General features: G+C 68.2%; 19 protein-coding genes. 6 read left to right on the forward strand and 13 right to left on the reverse strand.

Annotated elements, in window-relative coordinates; genetic code table 11:
- Positions 1 to 675: 675 nt before the first annotated feature.
- Genes dhaM through dhaK form a run of 3 tightly spaced genes read right to left on the reverse strand, consistent with a single transcriptional unit; the run spans position 676 to position 3,000 of the window.
- Positions 676 to 1,383 (reverse strand): dihydroxyacetone kinase phosphoryl donor subunit DhaM, encoded by a 708-nt coding sequence (dhaM, locus tag ACIRG5_RS30715; RefSeq protein WP_402910973.1) that lies wholly within the window; start codon positions 1,381 to 1,383, stop codon positions 676 to 678.
- A complete protein-coding gene (dhaL, locus tag ACIRG5_RS30720) occupies positions 1,380 to 2,006 on the reverse strand; it encodes a dihydroxyacetone kinase subunit DhaL (RefSeq protein WP_402910976.1) in 627 nt (208 codons plus the stop codon). Before dhaL ends, dhaM begins: the two co-directional genes overlap by 4 nt.
- A gap of 1 nt (position 2,007) precedes the next feature.
- Positions 2,008 to 3,000: a dihydroxyacetone kinase subunit DhaK gene (gene dhaK, locus ACIRG5_RS30725; RefSeq protein ID WP_402910979.1), complete on the reverse strand. Its 993-nt coding sequence runs from the start codon at positions 2,998 to 3,000 to the stop codon at positions 2,008 to 2,010.
- 144 nt (positions 3,001 to 3,144) lie between these two features.
- On the opposite strand from dhaK, the gene ACIRG5_RS30730 reads away from it, so the two are divergent.
- Complete coding sequence (locus tag ACIRG5_RS30730) at positions 3,145 to 4,137, forward strand: ABC transporter substrate-binding protein (RefSeq protein WP_402910982.1); 993 nt, start codon at positions 3,145 to 3,147, stop codon at positions 4,135 to 4,137.
- A gap of 22 nt (positions 4,138 to 4,159) precedes the next feature.
- Here the strand turns inward: ACIRG5_RS30730 and ACIRG5_RS30735 are convergent, their stop codons facing one another.
- The 5 genes from ACIRG5_RS30735 to nucS all read right to left on the reverse strand — a co-directional run bounded on the left by ACIRG5_RS30735 (position 4,160) and on the right by nucS (position 10,059).
- On the reverse strand, positions 4,160 to 5,665 hold the full coding sequence (locus ACIRG5_RS30735) for an aldehyde dehydrogenase family protein (RefSeq protein WP_402910985.1): 1,506 nt from the start codon (positions 5,663 to 5,665) through the stop codon (positions 4,160 to 4,162).
- Between the two features lie 88 nt (positions 5,666 to 5,753).
- Positions 5,754 to 6,764 (reverse strand): hypothetical protein, encoded by a 1,011-nt coding sequence (locus ACIRG5_RS30740; RefSeq protein WP_402910988.1) that lies wholly within the window; start codon positions 6,762 to 6,764, stop codon positions 5,754 to 5,756.
- Positions 6,765 to 6,991: 227 nt separating this feature from the next.
- Positions 6,992 to 7,228 (reverse strand): hypothetical protein, encoded by a 237-nt coding sequence (locus ACIRG5_RS30745; RefSeq protein ID WP_402910991.1) that lies wholly within the window; start codon positions 7,226 to 7,228, stop codon positions 6,992 to 6,994.
- Positions 7,229 to 7,239: 11 nt separating this feature from the next.
- Positions 7,240 to 8,931, reverse strand: coding sequence for a sodium:solute symporter family protein (locus ACIRG5_RS30750; RefSeq protein ID WP_402911720.1), 1,692 nt, complete (start codon positions 8,929 to 8,931; stop codon positions 7,240 to 7,242).
- 468 nt (positions 8,932 to 9,399) lie between these two features.
- On the reverse strand, positions 9,400 to 10,059 hold the full coding sequence (nucS, locus tag ACIRG5_RS30755; RefSeq protein WP_319977795.1) for an endonuclease NucS: 660 nt from the start codon (positions 10,057 to 10,059) through the stop codon (positions 9,400 to 9,402).
- A gap of 54 nt (positions 10,060 to 10,113) precedes the next feature.
- Here nucS and ACIRG5_RS30760 point away from each other — a divergent pair, with 54 nt between their 5' ends.
- Positions 10,114 to 10,650, forward strand: a complete 537-nt coding sequence (locus ACIRG5_RS30760; RefSeq protein ID WP_402910993.1) for an NUDIX domain-containing protein — start codon at positions 10,114 to 10,116, stop codon at positions 10,648 to 10,650.
- Here ACIRG5_RS30760 and ACIRG5_RS30765 read toward each other — a convergent pair.
- On the reverse strand, positions 10,647 to 11,573 hold the full coding sequence (locus tag ACIRG5_RS30765) for a GlxA family transcriptional regulator (protein ID WP_402910995.1): 927 nt from the start codon (positions 11,571 to 11,573) through the stop codon (positions 10,647 to 10,649). The genes ACIRG5_RS30760 and ACIRG5_RS30765 overlap by 4 nt on opposite strands.
- Before the next feature lie 109 nt (positions 11,574 to 11,682).
- On the opposite strand from ACIRG5_RS30765, the gene ACIRG5_RS30770 reads away from it, so the two are divergent.
- Positions 11,683 to 12,261 (forward strand): DJ-1/PfpI family protein, encoded by a 579-nt coding sequence (locus ACIRG5_RS30770; protein ID WP_402910998.1) that lies wholly within the window; start codon positions 11,683 to 11,685, stop codon positions 12,259 to 12,261.
- Entirely contained in the window at positions 12,258 to 12,665 is a 408-nt protein-coding gene (locus tag ACIRG5_RS30775; protein WP_402911001.1) for a hypothetical protein, read from the forward strand. Before ACIRG5_RS30770 ends, ACIRG5_RS30775 begins: the two co-directional genes overlap by 4 nt.
- On the opposite strand, the gene ACIRG5_RS30780 is transcribed toward ACIRG5_RS30775, so the two are convergent.
- Positions 12,662 to 13,360, reverse strand: coding sequence for an SDR family oxidoreductase (locus ACIRG5_RS30780; RefSeq protein ID WP_402911004.1), 699 nt, complete (start codon positions 13,358 to 13,360; stop codon positions 12,662 to 12,664). The two genes, ACIRG5_RS30775 and ACIRG5_RS30780, sit on opposite strands and share 4 nt — an antisense overlap.
- A 102-nt stretch (positions 13,361 to 13,462) precedes the next feature.
- Here ACIRG5_RS30780 and ACIRG5_RS30785 point away from each other — a divergent pair, with 102 nt between their 5' ends.
- Positions 13,463 to 14,317 (forward strand): helix-turn-helix transcriptional regulator, encoded by an 855-nt coding sequence (locus ACIRG5_RS30785; RefSeq protein ID WP_402911006.1) that lies wholly within the window; start codon positions 13,463 to 13,465, stop codon positions 14,315 to 14,317.
- On the opposite strand, the gene ACIRG5_RS30790 is transcribed toward ACIRG5_RS30785, so the two are convergent.
- Together ACIRG5_RS30790 and ACIRG5_RS30795 are read right to left on the reverse strand one after the other, a co-directional pair.
- Complete coding sequence (locus tag ACIRG5_RS30790) at positions 14,232 to 14,990, reverse strand: enoyl-CoA hydratase-related protein (RefSeq protein WP_319977802.1); 759 nt, start codon at positions 14,988 to 14,990, stop codon at positions 14,232 to 14,234. The two genes, ACIRG5_RS30785 and ACIRG5_RS30790, sit on opposite strands and share 86 nt — an antisense overlap.
- A 17-nt stretch (positions 14,991 to 15,007) precedes the next feature.
- The gene (locus tag ACIRG5_RS30795) at positions 15,008 to 17,002 is read right to left on the reverse strand and encodes a protein meaA (RefSeq protein ID WP_402911009.1); all 1,995 of its coding nucleotides are present in this window, start codon (positions 17,000 to 17,002) and stop codon (positions 15,008 to 15,010) included.
- A gap of 103 nt (positions 17,003 to 17,105) precedes the next feature.
- Between ACIRG5_RS30795 and ACIRG5_RS30800 the strand changes: the two genes are divergently transcribed.
- Positions 17,106 to 17,393 carry a hypothetical protein gene (locus ACIRG5_RS30800; RefSeq protein ID WP_402911011.1) on the forward strand — a complete coding sequence of 96 codons (288 nt, stop codon included), beginning with the start codon at positions 17,106 to 17,108 and terminating at the stop codon, positions 17,391 to 17,393.
- Here the strand turns inward: ACIRG5_RS30800 and murA are convergent.
- Entirely contained in the window at positions 17,383 to 18,651 is a 1,269-nt protein-coding gene (gene murA, locus ACIRG5_RS30805) for a UDP-N-acetylglucosamine 1-carboxyvinyltransferase (protein ID WP_402911028.1), read from the reverse strand. The genes ACIRG5_RS30800 and murA overlap by 11 nt on opposite strands.
- Positions 18,652 to 18,675: the final 24 nt, after the last annotated feature.

Genomic DNA, 18,675 nt, shown 5'->3' on the forward strand with positions numbered 1-18,675 from the left:
AAACGCCTAGACCCGGCCTTTTGCCTGATGAACCCAGGTGGGTGAACGCGAAGCTGCGCCATCCGAGTCGGGGGAACGGCTCGGATGGGGACGGCCTTGGTTCTCGCGGGTCGCATCGGAGCCGACGAGGACTGGGACCGCCGTGGGACACGCGGGTCGCATCGGACTCGACGAGGCTGGGGACCGCTGTGGGGTTCGAACGCGGTCGGGTCGTGGATCGTCCGGGGGCCGTGCGGGGCGCTTCGGACTCGGCGCGGTCGGGACGGCTGCCACAGCGACCCGTGTCGCGGCCGAAGCCCAGAGTGCCGGACGAACAGGCTGGTTCGGGCAGTGTCTTCAAGACCGGGCACGGCTTCGCCGCACGGCCTCCCCCGCGCGACGCCATCGAACACCGCGTGGCACCACAGTCGACCAGCTACTCACATCGCGCGGCCCCACTCTCGATCAGCCGCTCGCGCCTAGCGCCCTTTCCCTCGATCAGCCGGCCATGCCTAGCGCCCTACTCTCGATCAGCTGCCCACGCCTGGTGCCCCTTCCCTCGACCAGCCGCCCACGCCCAGCGCCCTACTCTCGATCAGCCGCCAGCACCGCTAGTCCCTACCCCCGATCAGCCGCCTGCACGCGAGTCCCGCTTCGACCGGCCCGCCCGCACCTCGCACCGCGAGCCCGCGGCCGCTAGTCGTCGAACCCCCTGCCCGCCAGCTCCTCGATGCGGCGCACAGCCTCCCCCGCGTCCTTCCCCGTGGCCACCACGGTGATCGACTTGCCGCCGGGCGCGCTCAGGCCCATCAACGCCAGCACGCTCGCCGCGTTCGCCTCCTCGTCGCCGTAGCGGACGACGACATCGGCGTCGAGTTCGGCGACGGTGCGTGCCAGCAAGGCTGCTGGGCGGGCGTGGAGGCCTACCTCGTTGGTCAGCAACACTTCCGCCGACACCGCGTCCGGCACGAGGTGCAGGGAGGGGCGGCTGGGTGCGGCGACCGGGGCCTCGCCGGACGCGCCCTCGGCCGCGGCGGCCACGTCAGCCAGGGAAGCGGCTCCCTGTGCGGCGACGGCCGCGGCTACCGCGCCTTCCACCAGTGGTGCGTCCACCACCACGTAGCGGGACGGGTCGTCCGCGGATTCCACGGCCATCTCGGCCGTCATCTTGGCGCTGCCCAGGTCGTAGAGCACGACGACGCCCACGCCGGAGTCGGCGTCCGCCAGGGCTTCGACGACCGAGGCGTAGTCGGTGCCCAGGCCGCCTTCTTCTGTGCCACCCACGGGAAGCACGGAGACGTCGGGGGCCATTTGGGCGGCCAGTTCGGCTATGCCGTTGGCCAGCATTTCGCTGTGCGAGACGACTACCAGGCCCACTCGGCCGGTGTCCGCGGCCGCCGTCATGCCTTGGCCGCCGCGTCCGCGAAGGCGCGCAGCAGCAACGCCGTCGACCTGGCGCCCGGATCCAGGTGGCCGGCGCTGCGCTCACCCAGGTAGGAGGCCCGGCCCTTGCGCGCCACCATCGGGACCGTCGACTCCGCCCCTTCCGCTGCCGCGTCGGCCGCCGCCGAGAGGGCGGCGGACACCGACGCTTCCGCATTTGCCGCGGCTGTCACGGCCGGGGTGAGGGCGTCGACCATCGTCTTGTCGCCCACGACGGCCTTGCCGCGCGCGAACACGCCGTCCAGTGCGCCCTGCAAGGCGCGGGCGATCAGGGGGCCGTCGAGTTCGGGTGCGTCGCCCACGGCGGCTGACGCGCGCAGGAAAGCGGTGCCGTACAACGGGCCCGCCGCGCCGCCCACCGTGGAGATCAGCGTGGTGGCCACCAGTTTCAGGACCTTGCCAGGGGTGTCCGGCGGTTCGGCGTCCAAACGGGACAGCAGCGCGGTGAAGCCGCGCTTCATGTTCTCGCCGTGGTCGGCGTCGCCGATCGCCTGGTCCAGGCGCACCAGTTCGTCGCGGTGCTCCTGGATGACAAGCGCCGCGGCTCGCAGTGCCGTCACGACGTCCGCTGCCGTGCAGCCCACCTCAGACTCCCCAGCGCAGTGCGGGCGTGTGGACCGGTGCGTCCCACAGGGAGAGCATCTCGTCGTCCAGGCGAAGCAGTGTGAGGCTCATGCCCTGCATCTCCAGGCTCGTGATGTACGGGCCGACCAGCCTGCGTTCCACGACGATCCCCCGATCGGCCAGCAGCTGTTCCGCGATGCCGTGCGCCAAGTACAGCTCGATCAGCGGAGTCCCGCCCATCGAGTTCGTGAACAGCAGCACCCGATCGCCCGAGGCGAACGGCAGGTCTTCCAGAATCGGTTCCAGCAACGCCGACACCATCTCGGACGCGGTACCGGCGGGCACGCGACGCCGGCCCGGCTCGCCGTGGATGCCGATGCCGATCTCCATCTCGTCGTCCGCCAGCTCGAACGACGGCGAGCCCACGTGCGGCACCGTGCACGAGGTCAAAGCCAGACCCATCGAGCGCACCGACGCGATCACCCGCAAAGCCAGCGCCTCGCACGCCGCCAGATCATCACCGCGTTCCGCCGCCGCGCCCACGATCTTCTCCAGCAGCACCGTGCCGCCGACACCACGACGCCCGGCCGTGTACAGCGAGTCCTTCACCGCCACGTCGTCGTCGATCACGACCGACCTGACCTCGGACTCCGCGAGCTCACCGGCCATCTCGAAGTTCAGCACGTCGCCCGTGTAGTTCTTCACGATCAGCAACGCGCCCGCACCGCCGTCCGTCCGCACGACCGCGTCGACCACCTGATCGGACGTCGGCGACGTGAACACGGGACCGGGACAGGCCGCGTCGAGCATGCCCCGCCCGACGAACCCGCCGTGCAACGGTTCGTGGCCCGACCCTCCACCCGAGATGATCGCGACCTTCCCGCTCACCGGCGCGTCCGCGCGCACGATGACCGCCGGGTCGTAGTGCACGGTCAGCAGATCGGGATGGGCAGCCTGCATCCCCCGAAGCGCGTCCCGCACCACGGTTTCCGGATCATTGATGATCTTCTTCATCGATCAGCCCTCCCGAGAAGTCGGTGCCGTGTTCCTTCTTACTCCCGGGGTCTGACACTCGGAACTGGCAAAGGACCCGCGTACCGTTAGGCCGCCCTAAGAAACGCAGGTCAACATCACGTTCCGTAGTGGAGGAACAACGTCGTGTCGAAGAGAGCTGCGCTGCTCGTCGCAGTCGCCCTGACCCTGACCGCGTGCTCCAGCACGCCGGACAAGCCGACCGTCGCCCAAGGTGGCGAGGACTTCGGCAAGGCGTACGAACTGAGCAACGGTTTCGGCACGACGCAGAAGCCCGGCGAGTTCCCCCGCACCATCAAGCACGCGATGGGCGAGACCAAGCTCGAGAAGAAACCCGAACGAGTGATCGTGCTCGACACCGGCGAGCTCGACAACGTCGTGGCGCTCGGCATCAAGCCCGTGGGCATCGCCTACACCGACGGCTCCCCGACCATGCCGTCCTACATCGGCGACAAGGGCGGCACGCCGGAGAACGTCGGCACGACCAACAACCTCAACCTCGAAGCGATCACCAAGCTGAACCCGGACCTGATCCTGGGCTCGCAGCTGCGCGCGGAGGCCCTCTACCCGAAGCTCTCCGCGATCGCCCCGACGGTGTTCAGCGTGCGTCCTGGCTACGTGTGGAAGGAGAACTTCCTGCTCAACGCGGCCGCGCTCGACCGCCAGGCCGACGCGGCGAAGATGCTCGAGGACTACACGAAGAAGGCCACCGAGACCGGTGACGCCATCGAGAAGAAGCTCGGTGTGCGCCCGACGGTCACGGCGCTGCGCTTCATGCCGGGCCGCATCCGCCTGTACGCCAAGAAGTCGTTCATCGGCACGATCCTGATCGACGCCAAGATCGGGCAGCCGACCTCGTCCCAGGTGGACGACCTGGCCGCCGAGGTCAGCGCGGAGCAGATCAGCAAGGCCGACGGCGACTTCATCCTCTACTCCACCTACGGCGACCCGGCCAAGACCGCGCAGGCCTCGGTCCTCGGAGGTCCGTTGTGGACCGGCCTGAACGCCGTGAAGGCGGGCAAGGCCAAGCCGGTCCTGGACGAGACCTACTTCCTCGGCCTCGGCGTGCTCGCCGCGGACGTGGTCCTGGACGACATGAAGAAGCAGCTCGGCGTCTGAGACCTCAGCGCGCGGACGTTCTTCAGCGACCGAAGAGCGTCCGCGCGAGGCGCAACATCTGCTTGCCCGCCATGGAAGACCTGTCGAAGGTCGCCATGTTGATCAGCGACTTGAACTTCAGCTTCGTCACGGCCTTGGCGTAGGAGAACTCGCGCAGCCCGTCCTCGCCGTGGATGCGCCCGAACCCGGAGTCGCCGACACCGCCGAACGGCAGCCCGGGAATCGCCGCGTAGGTCAGCACGGAGTTGATCGACACCATCCCGACCCGCAGCTCCGACGCCAGCTCCTCGCCACGCGCCTTCGAGAAGACAGCGGCACCCAGCCCGTACTTCGACTGGTTCGCCAGCCGCACGCCCTCCAGCGCGTTCGGCACGCGGTTGATCACCACGGTCGGCCCGAAGGTCTCCTCGGTGACGGCCAGCGAGTCCTCCGGCACGTCCACCAGCACCACCGGCTCGACGTACGGCGGCCTGATCGAGTCCGGCCCGCCGACGAGCGCCTTGCCGCCGCGGTCCAGCGCGTCCTGCACGTGCTCGCGGATGATCTCCACCTGGGACGGCATCGTGATCGGCCCGAGGTTCGCGTTCGGCTCGCCACCAGGCTTGAGCTTCTTCGCGCGCTTCACGACGATCTCGGTGAACTCGTCGGCGACGTCCTCGGCCACGTAGATCCGCTCCACGCCCGCGCACGTCTGGCCGGCGTTGGACACCGCGCCCCAGATCGCGGCCTCGGCGGCGGCGGTCAGGTCGGCGTCCGAGTCGACGATCAGCGCGTCCTTGCCACCGCACTCGACCAGCACCGGCGTCAGCGACGAGGCGGCCGCGGCCATGACCTTCTTGCCGGTCCGGGTGGAGCCGGTGAACGCGATCTTGTCCACACCGGCGCCGACCAGCGCCGCGCCCGTCTCACCGAAGCCCGTGACCACCTGGAACACCGGGAACTCCGGCACCGCCTCGGTGAACGTCGACGCGAGGAACGTGCCGACACCCGGCGTGAACTCCGACGGCTTGAACACGACGGCGTTGCCCGCGGACAGCGCGTAGGAGATCGAACCCATCGGCGTGTGCGCGGGGTAGTTCCACGGCCCGATGACGCCGATGACGCCCAACGGCCGGTACTCCAGCGTCGCGCCGTGGTTGAACATCAGCATGCCCGAGGACACCCGGCGCTTGCCCAGCACACGGCCCGCATGTCGCGAGGCCCAGTGCAGGTGGTCCATCACCAGCGCGACCTCGACGCGGGAGTCGTCGGCGGGCTTGCCGGTCTCCGAGCTGATCAACGAGATGAACTCGTCCGAGCGCTGCGAGAGGATCTTGCGCCAGGCGTCGAGCTTCGTCTTGCGTCCCTCGAACCCGAGGCCCGCCCACCACGCGGCGGCGTCGCGCGCCGAGGACACCGCGTCCTCGACCTCGGCGGCCGTGTGGATCGGGTGATGCGCGACGACCTCGCCCGTGCGCGGGTCCAGTGATGCGAACCGCCGCTGCTCGCCATCGGCCGACAGCGCGCTGTTCGAAGCGGTCTGCGTCATAGGACTCCTCCGGTACTCGCCAGTAACCTCGACACTAACGCGTACTCGAAGAACTTTCAGCCCCTGCCTGGTCCCGCTCGGGGAGCCATCAGGCCTGGGGCAGGGCAGGAAGAACCGCCTTGGCGAACGCTTGCGCCGCCTGGCAGCGATCCATTTCCTTCTCCTTCGAGGCCGCCACGCTGAACTCCACGATCTCACCCGCGTCGCTCTGGTCCTTCGTCCGGACCACCACCAGCTCGCACGTCGGGAACGGCCCGTCCTTGAACGCCTGGTAGCCCTTCAGCCCGCCGCCGAGATCGGTCTCGACCGACTTGGTGTCGAACTTGCCGTCCTTCGGGATGCGCACCGTCTTGAACTCGATCTGCATCTGCGCGCTCTGGCCAGACCACGAGCACTGGTGCAGACCGAACGGCAGCGCACGCGGCGAGGCACCGAGCACCGGCGAGAGCGTCGCCTTGTCGACGATCGCGCACGGGTCGACCTCGACCGGCGAGCCCTTCGGCGGACTGTACTTCTGCGGGTTGCCCCTGAGCTTGCGCACCGCGCCTTCGAGCACCTTGCGCCCCGGCTCGCACGCCTCGCTGCCGTCGCTGCTGGTGCCCACCTGGATCCGCACGGCCTGTGCCGGGTTCTCCTGCGTCAGGACCCAGATGAAGCACGACGTGCCGCTCAGCTTCTGCTCACCGCTCTTGAGGCTCGCGAGCTGCTTGGTCGCGTTCTTCACCTCGATGGACGTCAGCGAGTACCCGATGTCCAGCGTGAAGTTGAGCGTCTTGCCGCCCTTGTCCTTCATGTAGTTGGAGCAGCGCGTGTACGAGCTGCTCGTGTACCTCGACGGCGTGCCGACCGTCTGCAGCACGTCCTTGTCGATCAACGCGCACGGGTTGACCAGCCGCAGCCGTTCCGCCGCGAACGCCGGGTCGACGGGCTTGCCCGCCTGCGCCGACGGTTTGGTCGACGGATCGGTCGTGTTCGTCTCCGCACCCGCCTGCACGGTCCGGCGCGGCGAGTTGGTCTTGGCCAGACCCGGCCCGGTCGCACAGCCGGCCATCAGCAGCGCGGCGGCGGCGACCACAGCGGTGGCACGAAAACGAGGCACGACGTGCACGGTAGCGACCTTTGCCTGCCTTCGTGGGCGGTACCCCGAGTTGTCCCGTGGCACATGTCACCCAGTGCTACGGGAACGATTCAGAAGATCAACGCGCTGTACAGGGTGAAGACCCCGAGAGAAGGAGAGACGTGCGAAACCGTATTCGCCGCGCATTCAACTGGCTCGACGCGTGGACGATCGAGGCCTTCAACCCTGTTTACCCTGGTCGTCCCCAGTCATAGCTCCTTGAGCGGCTGCTTGTCCGTTTCCGCGAACTGAGGCCGCAGCGTCGCCCACGCGGCGAACACCGCCGCCAGCACCGCCATGGCGATGCCCGCCCACAGGTTGATGTTGACCCCTTCGGCCTTCTTCAGGTCGTCGTCGCTCGTGAACGCGAGCCCGATGACGACCAGTACAACGCCGTACAGGCCGAAGAGGAAAGCGATGATCAGTCGCAGGTCGAACAACCTCATGGCAGCCTCCCTCAGCCGAAGATGAAGTAGAGAACGGTCGTCAGAGCCAGCACTCCGCCGCCGAGCAGGGCGGGCGAGCGATACCAGCCCGCGTCCTCACCAGTGGTGGAGTGCGCCCTGTCTTCCTTGGGCGTGAGGCTGTAGACCAGCCCGACGAGCTCGCTGTCCGGCTTGGGCCTCGTGACCAGGGTGACCGCGAAGCTCACGACGATGTCGACCACGAACGCGAGACCCGCGCCGAGGAAGCTCGCGCCCTGACCGGGCAGTTCCAGCAGCTCGATGCCGAACGACGGCTCCGAGATCGCGTAGATGAAGATCGCGGTGAACGTACCCGCGAGCAGACCGACCCAGCCCGCGGTCGGCGTCATCCGCTTCCAGAACATGCCGAGGATGAACGTCGCGAACAGCGGCGCGTTGAAGAACGAGAACAGCGCCTGGATGTAGTCCATGATGTTGGACCCGCCGAGCGACGCCGCGATGAACGCCGTGCCGATCGCGAGGATGCACGCGCCGACCGTGGCCAACCGCCCGATGCGCAGGTAGTACTCGTCCGGCCGGTCCTTCTTGATGTAGTCCTGCCACAGGTCGTACGTGAAGACGGTGTTGAACGAGCTGACGTTGGCCGCCACACCGGCCATGAAGCTCGCCAGCAGACCCGTGATCGCGATGCCGAGGATGCCGTTGGGCAGCAGGTCGCGCATGAGCAGCGGCAGCACGTTGTTGTAGGCCACGCCACTGCTCGTGTCGCCTGCCTTGAGCTGCATCATCTCCGGCACGATCAGCGCGGCGATGATGCCGGGGATGATGATGATCGCCGGGATGAGCGCCTTCGGGTACGCGCCGATGATCGGCGTGCGCTTGGCCGCGGACATCGACTTGGCGCTCATCGCGCGCTGCACCTCGGCGAAGTTCGTCGTCCAGTAACCGAACGACAGCACGAAGCCGAGACCGAACACCAACCCGACGACACTCCACACCGGGCTGTTGATGCCGGTGAGTTCTGTCGCGGGCCACGCGGACAGCTGCTCGGGGTCGCTGATCTTCTCGACGATGCCCTGCCAGCCACCGACCTTGATCAGACCGATGATCGTCAGCGGCGCCAGCGCGGCCACGATGACGAAGAACTGCAGCACCTCGTTGTAGATGGCGGCGCTCAGGCCACCGAGCGTCGTGTAGGCCAGCACCACGAGGGCAGCGACCACGATGGACACCGGCAACGGCCAGCCGAGCAGCGCGTCGATGATCACCGCGAGCGCGAACAGGTTGATGCCCGCGATCAGGATCTGCGCGACGGCGAAGCTGATGGCATTGACCAGGTGAGCCGGTTTGCCGAAGCGGCGGCGCATGAACTCGGGAACGCTGCGCACCTTCGAGCCGTAGTAGAACGGCATCATCACCAGACCGAGGAACACCATGGCGGGGATGGCGCCGATCCAGTAGTAGTGCACGGTCGCCATGCCGTACTGCGCGCCGTTCGCCGTCATGCCCATCAGCTCGAGCGCGCCGAGGTTCGCCGAGATGAACGCGAGCCCGGTCACCCACGCCGGCAGCGACCGCCCCGACAGCAGGAAGTCCAGGCTGGAGGAGACGGATCGTCGTGCCATCACACCGATGCCGAGAACCACCACGAAGTAGACGAGAAGCAACGCGTAGTCGATCGGTCCCGCGTCAAGCCGCAGGTCCGCCTCGGCCAGCACCGACATCGACACTGCCCACCTCCAAGACTTTCAACAAAGTCGAACATAACCGACCAGGAGAGGACAGTACTCCAGGTGAGCGAGTTCCTACCCCGTGTGGATGATCACCAAACCACGACCTGATCTGGGGCGCTCACTGAAGTCGGGGCGCGGGAAAACGGGTGCGCAGGACCGGCCTCACATCCGAGACTGACGCCGTGAACGATCACCGGCAGATGTCCTGGGTGTGCCCGTTGTGCCGCGCGGTGGTCACGGCCGACGAGACCAGCGAAGACCGGGACGGGATCTGCTCCACGTGCCTGCTGCGACCGGACTGGGAAGCACTGCCCCAGGCAGTGCGGGACGAGGTCGGCGCGATGATCGACGCAGGCGACGTGACGTCCGCGGCCTACCGACTGCGGGACCTGGACGAGAACCGGCGCGACACGTTCAACTACGCGCTCATGACGGTCCACGCCCAGGGCCGCGGGCCGCTCAGAACAGGCGGAACTCGTCCGGCTCGATCCCGCGCAGCGCGTCGTAGTCCAGGACTACGCACCGAATTCCGCGGTCCTCGGCCAGCACCCGCGCCTGAGGCTTGATCTGCTGCGCCGCGAACACGCCCTGCACGGGCGCCAGCAGCGGGTCGCGGTTGAGCAGTTCCAGGTACCGGGTCAGCTGCTCGACGCCGTCGATCTCGCCGCGCCGCTTGATCTCCACGGCGACCGACTTGCCGGCGGAGTCGCGGCACATCAGGTCGACCGGGCCGATCGGGGTCGGGAACTCGCGCCGCACCAGGGACCAGCCGTCGCCCAGGGTGGTGACGTGCTCGGCGAGCAGCTTCTGCAGGTCGGCTTCGACGCCGTCCTTCTGCAGGCCTGGCTCGGGGCCGAGCTCGTGCTTGGAGTCGTGCATGACCTCTTCGAGGGTGATGATCAGCTTCTCCCCCGCCTTGTTCTGCACGGTCCAGATGTCCGGGTCCTCGATCAGCCAGCAGGGCGGGCTCATCCAGTTCAACGGCTTGTACGCGCGGTCGTCGGAGTGGATCGACACAGAGCCGTCAGCCTTGATCAGCAGCAAGCGCTGTGCCATGGGCAGATGGGCGGTGAGTCGGCCTACGTAGTCGACCTTGCAGCGAGCGATGACGAGACGCACCGCGACAGGCTACGGGGTGTGTCCAGAATGCCGTCGTTAGGTACGGTCCGTGGCGTGGAAAGCCTCGGCACCCGTCAGGTGTACGTAAATCCGTGGATGACCGTTCGCGAGGACGAGATCCAGCGTGCGGACGGTTCGAGCGGCATCTACGGCGTGGTCGACAAGCCCGACTTCGCGTTGATCATCCCGCTCGACGGCGAGCGCGTGCGGCTCGTCGAACAGTTCCGCTACCCGATCGGCCTGCGCCGCTGGGAGTTCCCCCAGGGCACCGCGCCGGACCGTGCCGACTCCGACCCGCTGCAGCTCGCGGCTCGCGAGTTGCGCGAGGAGACGGGGTTGCGCGCCGGGAAGATGACCGAGCTCGGCCTGCTCGACGTCGCGCCCGGCATGTCGTCTCAGCGCGGGCGCGTGTTCCTCGCGACCCAGCTCACCGAGGGCTTCCACCAGCGGGAGCACGAGGAGCAGGACATGCGCTCGGCGTGGTTCCCGCGCGCCGACTTCGAGTCGATGATCGCGAAGGGCGAGATCACCGACGCCCAGTCGATCGCCGCCTACACGCTCCTCCTGCTGCACGAACACTCTCAGCCCTAGGTTTGGCAGCCCTGAAAAGCCGCCCGGTAGCTCTGCGGTGAGGTCCCGGCGATCCGCTTGAACCTGTCGCGGAACGCCGTGGCCGAGCCGAAGCCCACGCGGCTCGCGATCAGCTCCACCGGGTCCCTGGTCGTCTCCAGCAGGTGCTGCGCCTGGCGGACCCGTGCGCGGTGCAGCCACTGGAGCGGTGTCGTGCCGGTCTGCTCGCGGAAGCGCCGGTTCAACGTCCGCGTGCTCATGCCCGCCTGCTTCGCCAAGTCCTCCAGCGTCAGGTCGTGCGCCGCGTTGGCCTCCATCCACCGCAGCACGGGCTCCAGTTCCGCACCCTGGGGCGTCACGGGCGGTGTCACGATGAACTGCGCCTGCCCGCCTTCACGCTCAAGTGGCATCACGGCGAACCGCGCCGCATCGGCCGCCACCGCGGAACCGTGGTCGCGCCGGATCATGTGCAGGCACAGGTCCAGCCCCGCCGCGGCGCCCGCGGACGTGAGGAACTGCCCGTTGTCGACGTAGAGCACGTCCGGGTCGACCTCCAGCGCCGGAAACCGCGCCGCCAGTTCCTCGGCTCCCAGCCAGTGCGTGGTCACCCGCATCCCGTCCAGCAGGCCGGTCGCCGCGAACACGAACGCCCCGGTGCAGATCGACGCGATCCGCGCACCCCTCGCCGCCGCTTGCCGCAGCGCGTCGATCAACGCCTTCGGCACGGCCATGTCCGGGTCGTGGCCGGGCAGCACGATCGTGTCCACTTCGGACAGCAGCTCCAAGCCGTGCGGGATCTTCATTTCGAAACAGCCCGCGTCGACAGTCCTCTTAGGACCACAGACGCGCACCCGGTACCGCCCGACCCAGTTGAACGCGTCGACCGGCGTCGCGAAGTCGAACGGGACCACGCTGTCCATCGCCACCACTGCCACCTCATGCACGTCCACCACCGTAGCTGGCGAGAATCCGTTGGAACATGGCATTCCAGCCAGTTCTCGTCACGGCCTCCCGCTCCTACCGTTTTGATCACCGAAGCGAGGAGTCAACGAAGTGAGAGCTCAAGTGGTGTTGTTCGACGGCTTCGACCCGTTGGACGCGATCGGCCCCTACGAGACGCTGACCGCGGCCGGGGTGCGGACCGAACTGGTGACGGCGGAGGGTGCACGCGAGGTCCCCGCAGGTCTGAGCCTGTTGTCTCTCAAGGCAACCGCCCGGCTCGACCCCGGCGCCGACGTCATCATCGTCCCCGGAGCGGCGGCCCTCCAGGACGAGGAGGTGTTCGCCCTGCTCAGCGCAGGTGCCGCGACGGTCGGACCCGCACTGAGAGAAACGAAGGCGATCATCGCCACCGTGTGCGGAGGGTCGTTGCTGCTGGGCATCGCCGGCCTGATCAAAGGCCGCAACGCCACCACCAACCACCTCGGCCTGCACGCGCTGGAGTCCATGGGCGTGAACGCCATCCGTGCGCGCATCGTCGACGACGGCGACCTGGTCTCCGCCGCCGGCGTCAGTTCGGGCGTCGACCTCGGCCTCTACCTGATCGACCGCGAGATCGGCGCCCAGCAGGCCTTGCAGGTCGAGGAACTGTTCGCCCACGAGCGCCGCGGTACCGCGTGGAGGGCCGCGTGAGCAAGTTCTTCCTCTCGCTGCACGTGCTCGCCGCCATCATCGCCATCGGGCCGGTCACCGTCGCCGCCAGCATGTTCCCGAAGGCGGTGACGACGGCGGGCAATCCCGAGCTGCTGCAACGGATCTGTCGCGTCTACGCCCTGATCGGCATCTCGGTGCCGGTCTTCGGGTTCGCGACGGCCGGCGTGATGGGCGTGACCGGCCACCCCTGGGTGATCGTGTCGATCGCGCTCACCACCGCCGCCGCGTTCGTGCTGGCCCTGAAGATCCTGCCCGGCCAGGAGAAGGCGTTGAAGACCAAGGACGTCAAGCACCTGGCCATGCACACGGGCGTCTTCAACCTGCTGTGGGCCACCGTGACCGTGCTGATGATCCTCCGGCCGGGTTCGACCACCGGCGCCTAACGCTGCGACACCGGCCGCACGACGATCTCGTTGACGTCGACCTCCGCCGGCTGCGAGATCGCGTAGGCGATGGCGTCACCGATGGCGGACGCCGGCAGCGCGAGCTTGCGGAAGTCCTCCATCAACGACGCCGCGAAGTCCTCGGTGATGGTGTCCGCCAGCTCGGACTCCGTGACACCGGGCGAGATCACGGTGACGCGCAGGTCGTCGCGCTCCTGGCGCAGCCCTTCGGACAGCGCCCACACCGCGTACTTCGTCGCGCAGTACACGGCGGCGGTCGGCATGACCATGTGCGCGCCGACCGAGGCGACGTTCACGACGTGCCCGCCACCCGTGAACCGGGGAAGCACGGCGGCGATGCCGTTCAGCACGCCCTTGATGTTCACGTCCACCATGCGATCCCACTCGTCGACCTTCAACGAGTCCATGAGGGACAACGGCATCACACCGGCGTTGTTCACCAGCACGTCGACGCGGCCGTACCTCTCCACGGCAGCGTCCACAAAGGACTTGAAGGACTCTCGGGAGGTCACGTCCAGCGGCGCGTACGCACCACCGATCTCGTCCGCCAGCGCCGCCAGCCGGTCCTCCCGCCGTGCCCCGAGGAACACCTGATGTCCTGCCTTCGCCAGCACTCGGGCCGTGGCCTCGCCGATGCCGCTGGACGCTCCACTGATCAACACAACTTTGCTCATGGCCACGACACTCGCGGCGGAGAACGGCCTCTACCAGGACACCTTCTCCCTAGGTGTGGCACACCCAGGCAAGCACCGAGGCCGGGTAATAACCTCGACATCGTGCTCGGAGAGTTCCTGAAAGCCCACCGCGCCCGCGTCAACCCCCAGGACGCGGGCCTGCCGAGCCACACCCAGCGCAAGGTCAAGGGCCTGCGCAGGGAAGAGGTCGCGGTGCTCGCCGGGGTGAGCGCCGACTACTACGCCCGCCTCGAACAGGGCCGTGAGACCAACCCGTCCGCGCAGGTCCTCGACGCACTGAGCCGCGCGCTCCAGCTCGACACCGACGCACGGGCGCACATGCACCGCCTCGCCGGAGTCGTCGCGGACGAAGGTCATTCGACCGACAAGGTCAGCCCGGAACTGACGCGGCTCATCTGCGGCATGCACGACATGCCCGCGTTCGTGATGAACTCGCTGCTCGACATGCTCGCGATGAACCCGCTGGCAGAGGCCCTCTACGAGCCGTTCTCGCCCGCCGACAACGCCGCCAGGATGACGTTCCTCGACCCCGCCGCCGCGAGCTTCTACCCGCGCTGGAACTGGGTCGCCCAGAGCACTGTCGGGCACCTGCGGCAGACCGCCGACCCGAAGTCCCCGCGCCTGCGGCAGATGGTGGAGGCGCTCAGCGAGAGCCCGGTGTTCCGCGAGCTCTGGGAACAGCACGAGGTGCGCGGGAAGACCCAGGACGCCAAGGAGTTCGTGCACCCGGCCGTCGGCGCGCTGAAGCTCGGCTACCACTCGTTCGACGTCCGCGAGGCGCCCGGCCAGTTCCTGGTGGTCTACCAGGCCGAGCCGGGCCCGAACGCCGACGCGCTGCGGCTGCTCGCCACTAGTCGGGCCACACGGGCGGCCGCTTCTCCAGGAACGACGCCCGTCCCTCTTTGGCTGACGGGGACTGCGAGGTCTCGGCCATGACGGACAGCGCGATCTCGTACCCGTCGATCTCGGGCCGGTCGAGCTGCGCGTAGACCGTCCGCTTGCCGATGGCCTTCGACGCCCGGCTCCCCCGCGTGGCCCGCGCCAGCAGGTCGTCCGTGGCGGCGTCCAACTCGTCCAACGGCACGGCGCGGTTGATCAGCCCCCACTCCACCGCGGTCGCCGCGTCGATCACGTCACCGGTGAGCACGAGTTCCATCAACCGCTTGCGCCCGATCGACCGCGCCACGGGCACCGCGGGCGTGTGGCAGAACCATCCGGCCTTGCCACCGGGCAACGAGAACCCGGCCGTGTCCGCAGCGACCGCGAGGTCGCACGAGGCCACCAGCTGACACCCGGCCGCCGTCGCCAGCCCCTGCACGCGTGCGATCACCACCTGCGGCGCGGACTGGATGGTCTTCATCAGCACGGTGCACAGCTCCAGCAGCAGCCGCACGCCTTCCTCGTCGCGCGCGTGCACGTCCGCGAAGTCGTGCCCGGCGGAGAACACCGGCCCCTCGGCGGCCAGCACGATCCCGGCGGCGTCCGACGTGCGCACCTCGCGGAACGCGTCCAGCAGCTCTGTGAGGTGCTCGGCGGACAGCGCGTTGCGCTTGGCCGCGCGGTTCATCGTGATCCGGACGACCGACCCGTCCCGCGAAACGTCAACCATTCCGCGACACTAAGGCCCTACGCCAGGGAACGCACCTCCCGGATCACGGTGACGATCTCGTCCATGATCTGGGTCAGCTCGTAGTCCTTGGGCGTGAACACCCGCGCCACGCCACGTTCGCGCAGCTTCTGAGCGTCGTCCGGCGGGATGATGCCGCCGACGATCACCGGGATGTCCCCGGCGCCGGCCGCGCGCAGGCCGTCGACCACCGCGGGCACCACTTCGAGGTGCGAGCCGGACAGGATCGAGAGGCCGACGACGTGCACGTCCTCCTGCACGGCCGCGGCGACGATCTGCGACGGCGTGAGGCGGATGCCCTGGTAGACGACCTCGAAGCCGACGTCGCGGGCACGCACGGCGACCTGCTCGGCACCGTTGGAGTGGCCGTCGAGTCCCGGCTTGCCGACGAGCATGCGCAGGCGCTCGCCCATCTCCTCGCCGGTCGCGCGCACCCGGTCGCGCACGCGGGCGATCTCCGAGCCTGCCTCACCGGACGCCGAAGCGCCGGAAACGCCTGTGGGGGCACGGTATTCGCCGAACGTCTCACGCAATGCCTGCGACCATTCGCCCGTCGTGACTCCGGCGCGCGCACAGGCCAACGTCACCTCGACGAGGTTCCGGTCGGTCTTCGCGGCGTCGCGCAGAGCGTCCAAAGATGCTTCTACAGCAGCGTTGTCGCGGTTCGCCCGCCACTGCTGGATCGCCTCGACGGCGTGCAGTTCGACGATCGGGTCGATGGTCTCGATCGAGTTCGCGCCCTCGGCCTGCAGCGGCGACGGCTCGGTCGTGTCGAACTTGTTGACACCGACCACGATGTCCTCGCCCGCCTCGACGCGGCGGCGGCGATCCGCCAGTGAGGACACCAGGTTCGACTTCATGTACCCGGACTCGACGGCCGCGACGGCGCCGCCCATCGCCTGCACGCGGTCGATCTCCTCGCGGGCACCGGCGAGGATCTCGTTCACCTTCGCCTCGATGACCGGTGAGCCGTCGAAGATGTCGTCGTACTCCAGCAGATCCGTCTCGTAGGCCAGGACCTGCTGCATGCGCAACGCCCACTGCTGGTCCCACGGGCGCGGCAGGCCGAGGGCCTCGTTCCACGCCGGGAGCTGGATGGCGCGCGCACGGGCGTTGCGGGACAACGAGACCGCGAGCATTTCCAGCACGATGCGCTGGACGTTGTTCTCGGGCTGGGCCTCGGTCAGGCCGAGGGAGTTGACCTGCACGCCGTAGCGGAACCGGCGATGTTTCGGGTTCTCGACGCCGTAGCGCTCCAGCGTGATCTCGTCCCACAACTGGGCGAACGCGCGCATCTTGCACATCTCCTCGATGAACCGCACACCGGCGTTCACGAAGAAGGAGATGCGGGCGACGACCTCGCCGAACTTCTCCTGCGGCACCTGACCGGAGTCGCGCACCGAGTCCAGGACGGCGATCGCCGTGCACATCGCGTACGCGACCTCCTGCGCCGGCGTCGCGCCGACCTCCTGGAGGTGGTAGCTGCAGATGTTGATCGGGTTCCACTTCGGCACGTTCGACACGGTCCACGCGACCATGTCGGTGATCAGCCGCAGTGACGGCCCCGGCGGGAACACGTACGTGCCGCGGGACAGGTACTCCTTGATGATGTCGTTCTGCGTCGTGCCGGCGAGCGCCGACGGGTCCGCGCCCTGCTCCTCGGCCACGGTGACGTACATGGCGAGCAGCCACATGGCCGTCGCGTTGATCGTCATCGACGTGTTGGCGCCGGCGAGCGGGATCTGGTCGAAGAGCTGCCGCATGTCGCCGATGTGGCTGATGGGCACGCCGACCTTGCCGACCTCGCCCTTCGCGAGTTCGTCGTCGGGGTCGTAGCCGGTCTGCGTGGGCAGGTCGAACGCCACCGAGAGCCCGGTCTGGCCCTTCGACAGGTTGCGGCGGTAGAGCGCGTTGGAAGCGGTGGCCGACGAGTGACCCGCGTACGTGCGCATCACCCAGGGCCGGTCACGTTCACGGTCAGCTGGGTAAGGCACAGCAACCTCCCACATCGTCGTTCTCCGGAGCGTACTGGCCGGTAACCGTTGCTGCGCGTGCGATTGCTCACTGAATCGTGACCACTGGGAGCATGATGGAGGGGTGACGGGCTTCTACCAGACTGCGGTCGTCTTCGGCGTTCTCGGCTTGCTGGCACTGGTGCTGAGGTATTTCGCGGGCAACGACAAGCGGCCCGTACCGGATCTGGACGGCACGGACTTCGGGTTGCTGAAGGAGGTGGCGGTCGTGCCCACGGAAGAGGCCGCGATCGTGCTGGTGCAGAAGCTGAAGAGGAACGGGGTGCGTGCCACGCGCTCGCGGAACGCGCCCTACCGGGTGATGGTGTTCCCGGCGGACGTCGCGAACGCGCGGCTGGTGCTCAGGAGCTGACGCGTTCCACGTCGGCGCCGAGCTTGCGGAGGTTTTCCACGAACCCAGGGTAACCGCGCTCGATGTGGAAGATCTCGTAGACCTCGGTGGCCCCGTCCGCGCACAGACCGGCGAGAACAAGCCCCGCACCAGCGCGGATGTCCGACGCCCACACCGGGGCACTGGACAACTTCTCGATGCCGCGGATCACGGCGTGGTGACCGTCCGTGCGCGCGTCGGCCCCGAGCCTGATCATCTCGTCGATGAACCGGAACCGGGACTCGAACAGGTTCTCGGTGATCATCGCGGTGCCCTCGGAGACCGTGGACAGCGCGATCGCGAACGGCTGGTTGTCCGTGGCGAAACCGGGGTACGGCAGCGTCACGAAGTCAACGGCCTTGGGCCGCCCTTCCATGACGACGCGGAACCCCTCGTCCTCGCCGCCCTCGTAGACGGTGACCTCGGCGCCCGCCATGCGCAGCTTCTCCAGCACCAGGTCGAGGTGGTGCGGGTTCACGCCACGCACCCGCACGTCGCCGCGCGTCATGGCGGCGGCGAACCCCCACGTGGCGCCGACGATCCGGTCGCCGATGACGCGGTGCTCGGTCGGCTTGAGCTCGGTCACGCCGTGAACGGTGAGCGTGGACGTGCCGGCGCCCTCGATCTTCGCGCCCATCTGCACGAGCATCAGGCAGAGATCGACGATCTCGGGCTCGCGCGCGGCGTTGTCGATGACCGTCGTCCCGGTCGCCAGCACAGCCGCCATCAGGATGTTCTCGGTGGCACCCATGCTCGGGAAGTCGAGCCAGATCTGCGTGCCGTGCAGCCCTTCGGCCTCGGCGACGATGCAGCCGTGCTCGATCCAGGTCCGGGCACCGAGCTTCTCGAGACCGCTCTGGTGCATGTCCAAGGGCCGCGACCCGATCGCGTCCCCACCGGGCAACGCCACGACCGCGCGCTTGCACCGCCCGACCAGCGGCCCCAGCACGCAGATCGACGCCCGGAGCTTGCCCATCGCCTCGGAGTCGGCGCGGTGACTGAGCTCCTGCGGCGTCGTGATCCTCGCCACGTCACCGTCGAGCTCGACCACGCACCCGAGACTGCGCAACGCGTCCGCCATCAGCGGCACGTCGAGGATGTCCGGGCAGTTCGTGATGGTCGTGGTGCCCTCAGCGAGCAGAGCCGCCGCCATCAGTTTGAGCACGCTGTTCTTGGCGCCGACGACGTCAACTTCGCCGACCAGCCTTGCTCCACCGTGTACCCGGAAATGCTCGCTCACGCGGCAATCCTACGTACGCCCATA

This window comes from Lentzea sp. NPDC102401 (assembly GCF_044765805.1).
Taxonomy (GTDB): Bacteria; Actinomycetota; Actinomycetes; order Mycobacteriales; family Pseudonocardiaceae; genus Lentzea; species Lentzea sokolovensis.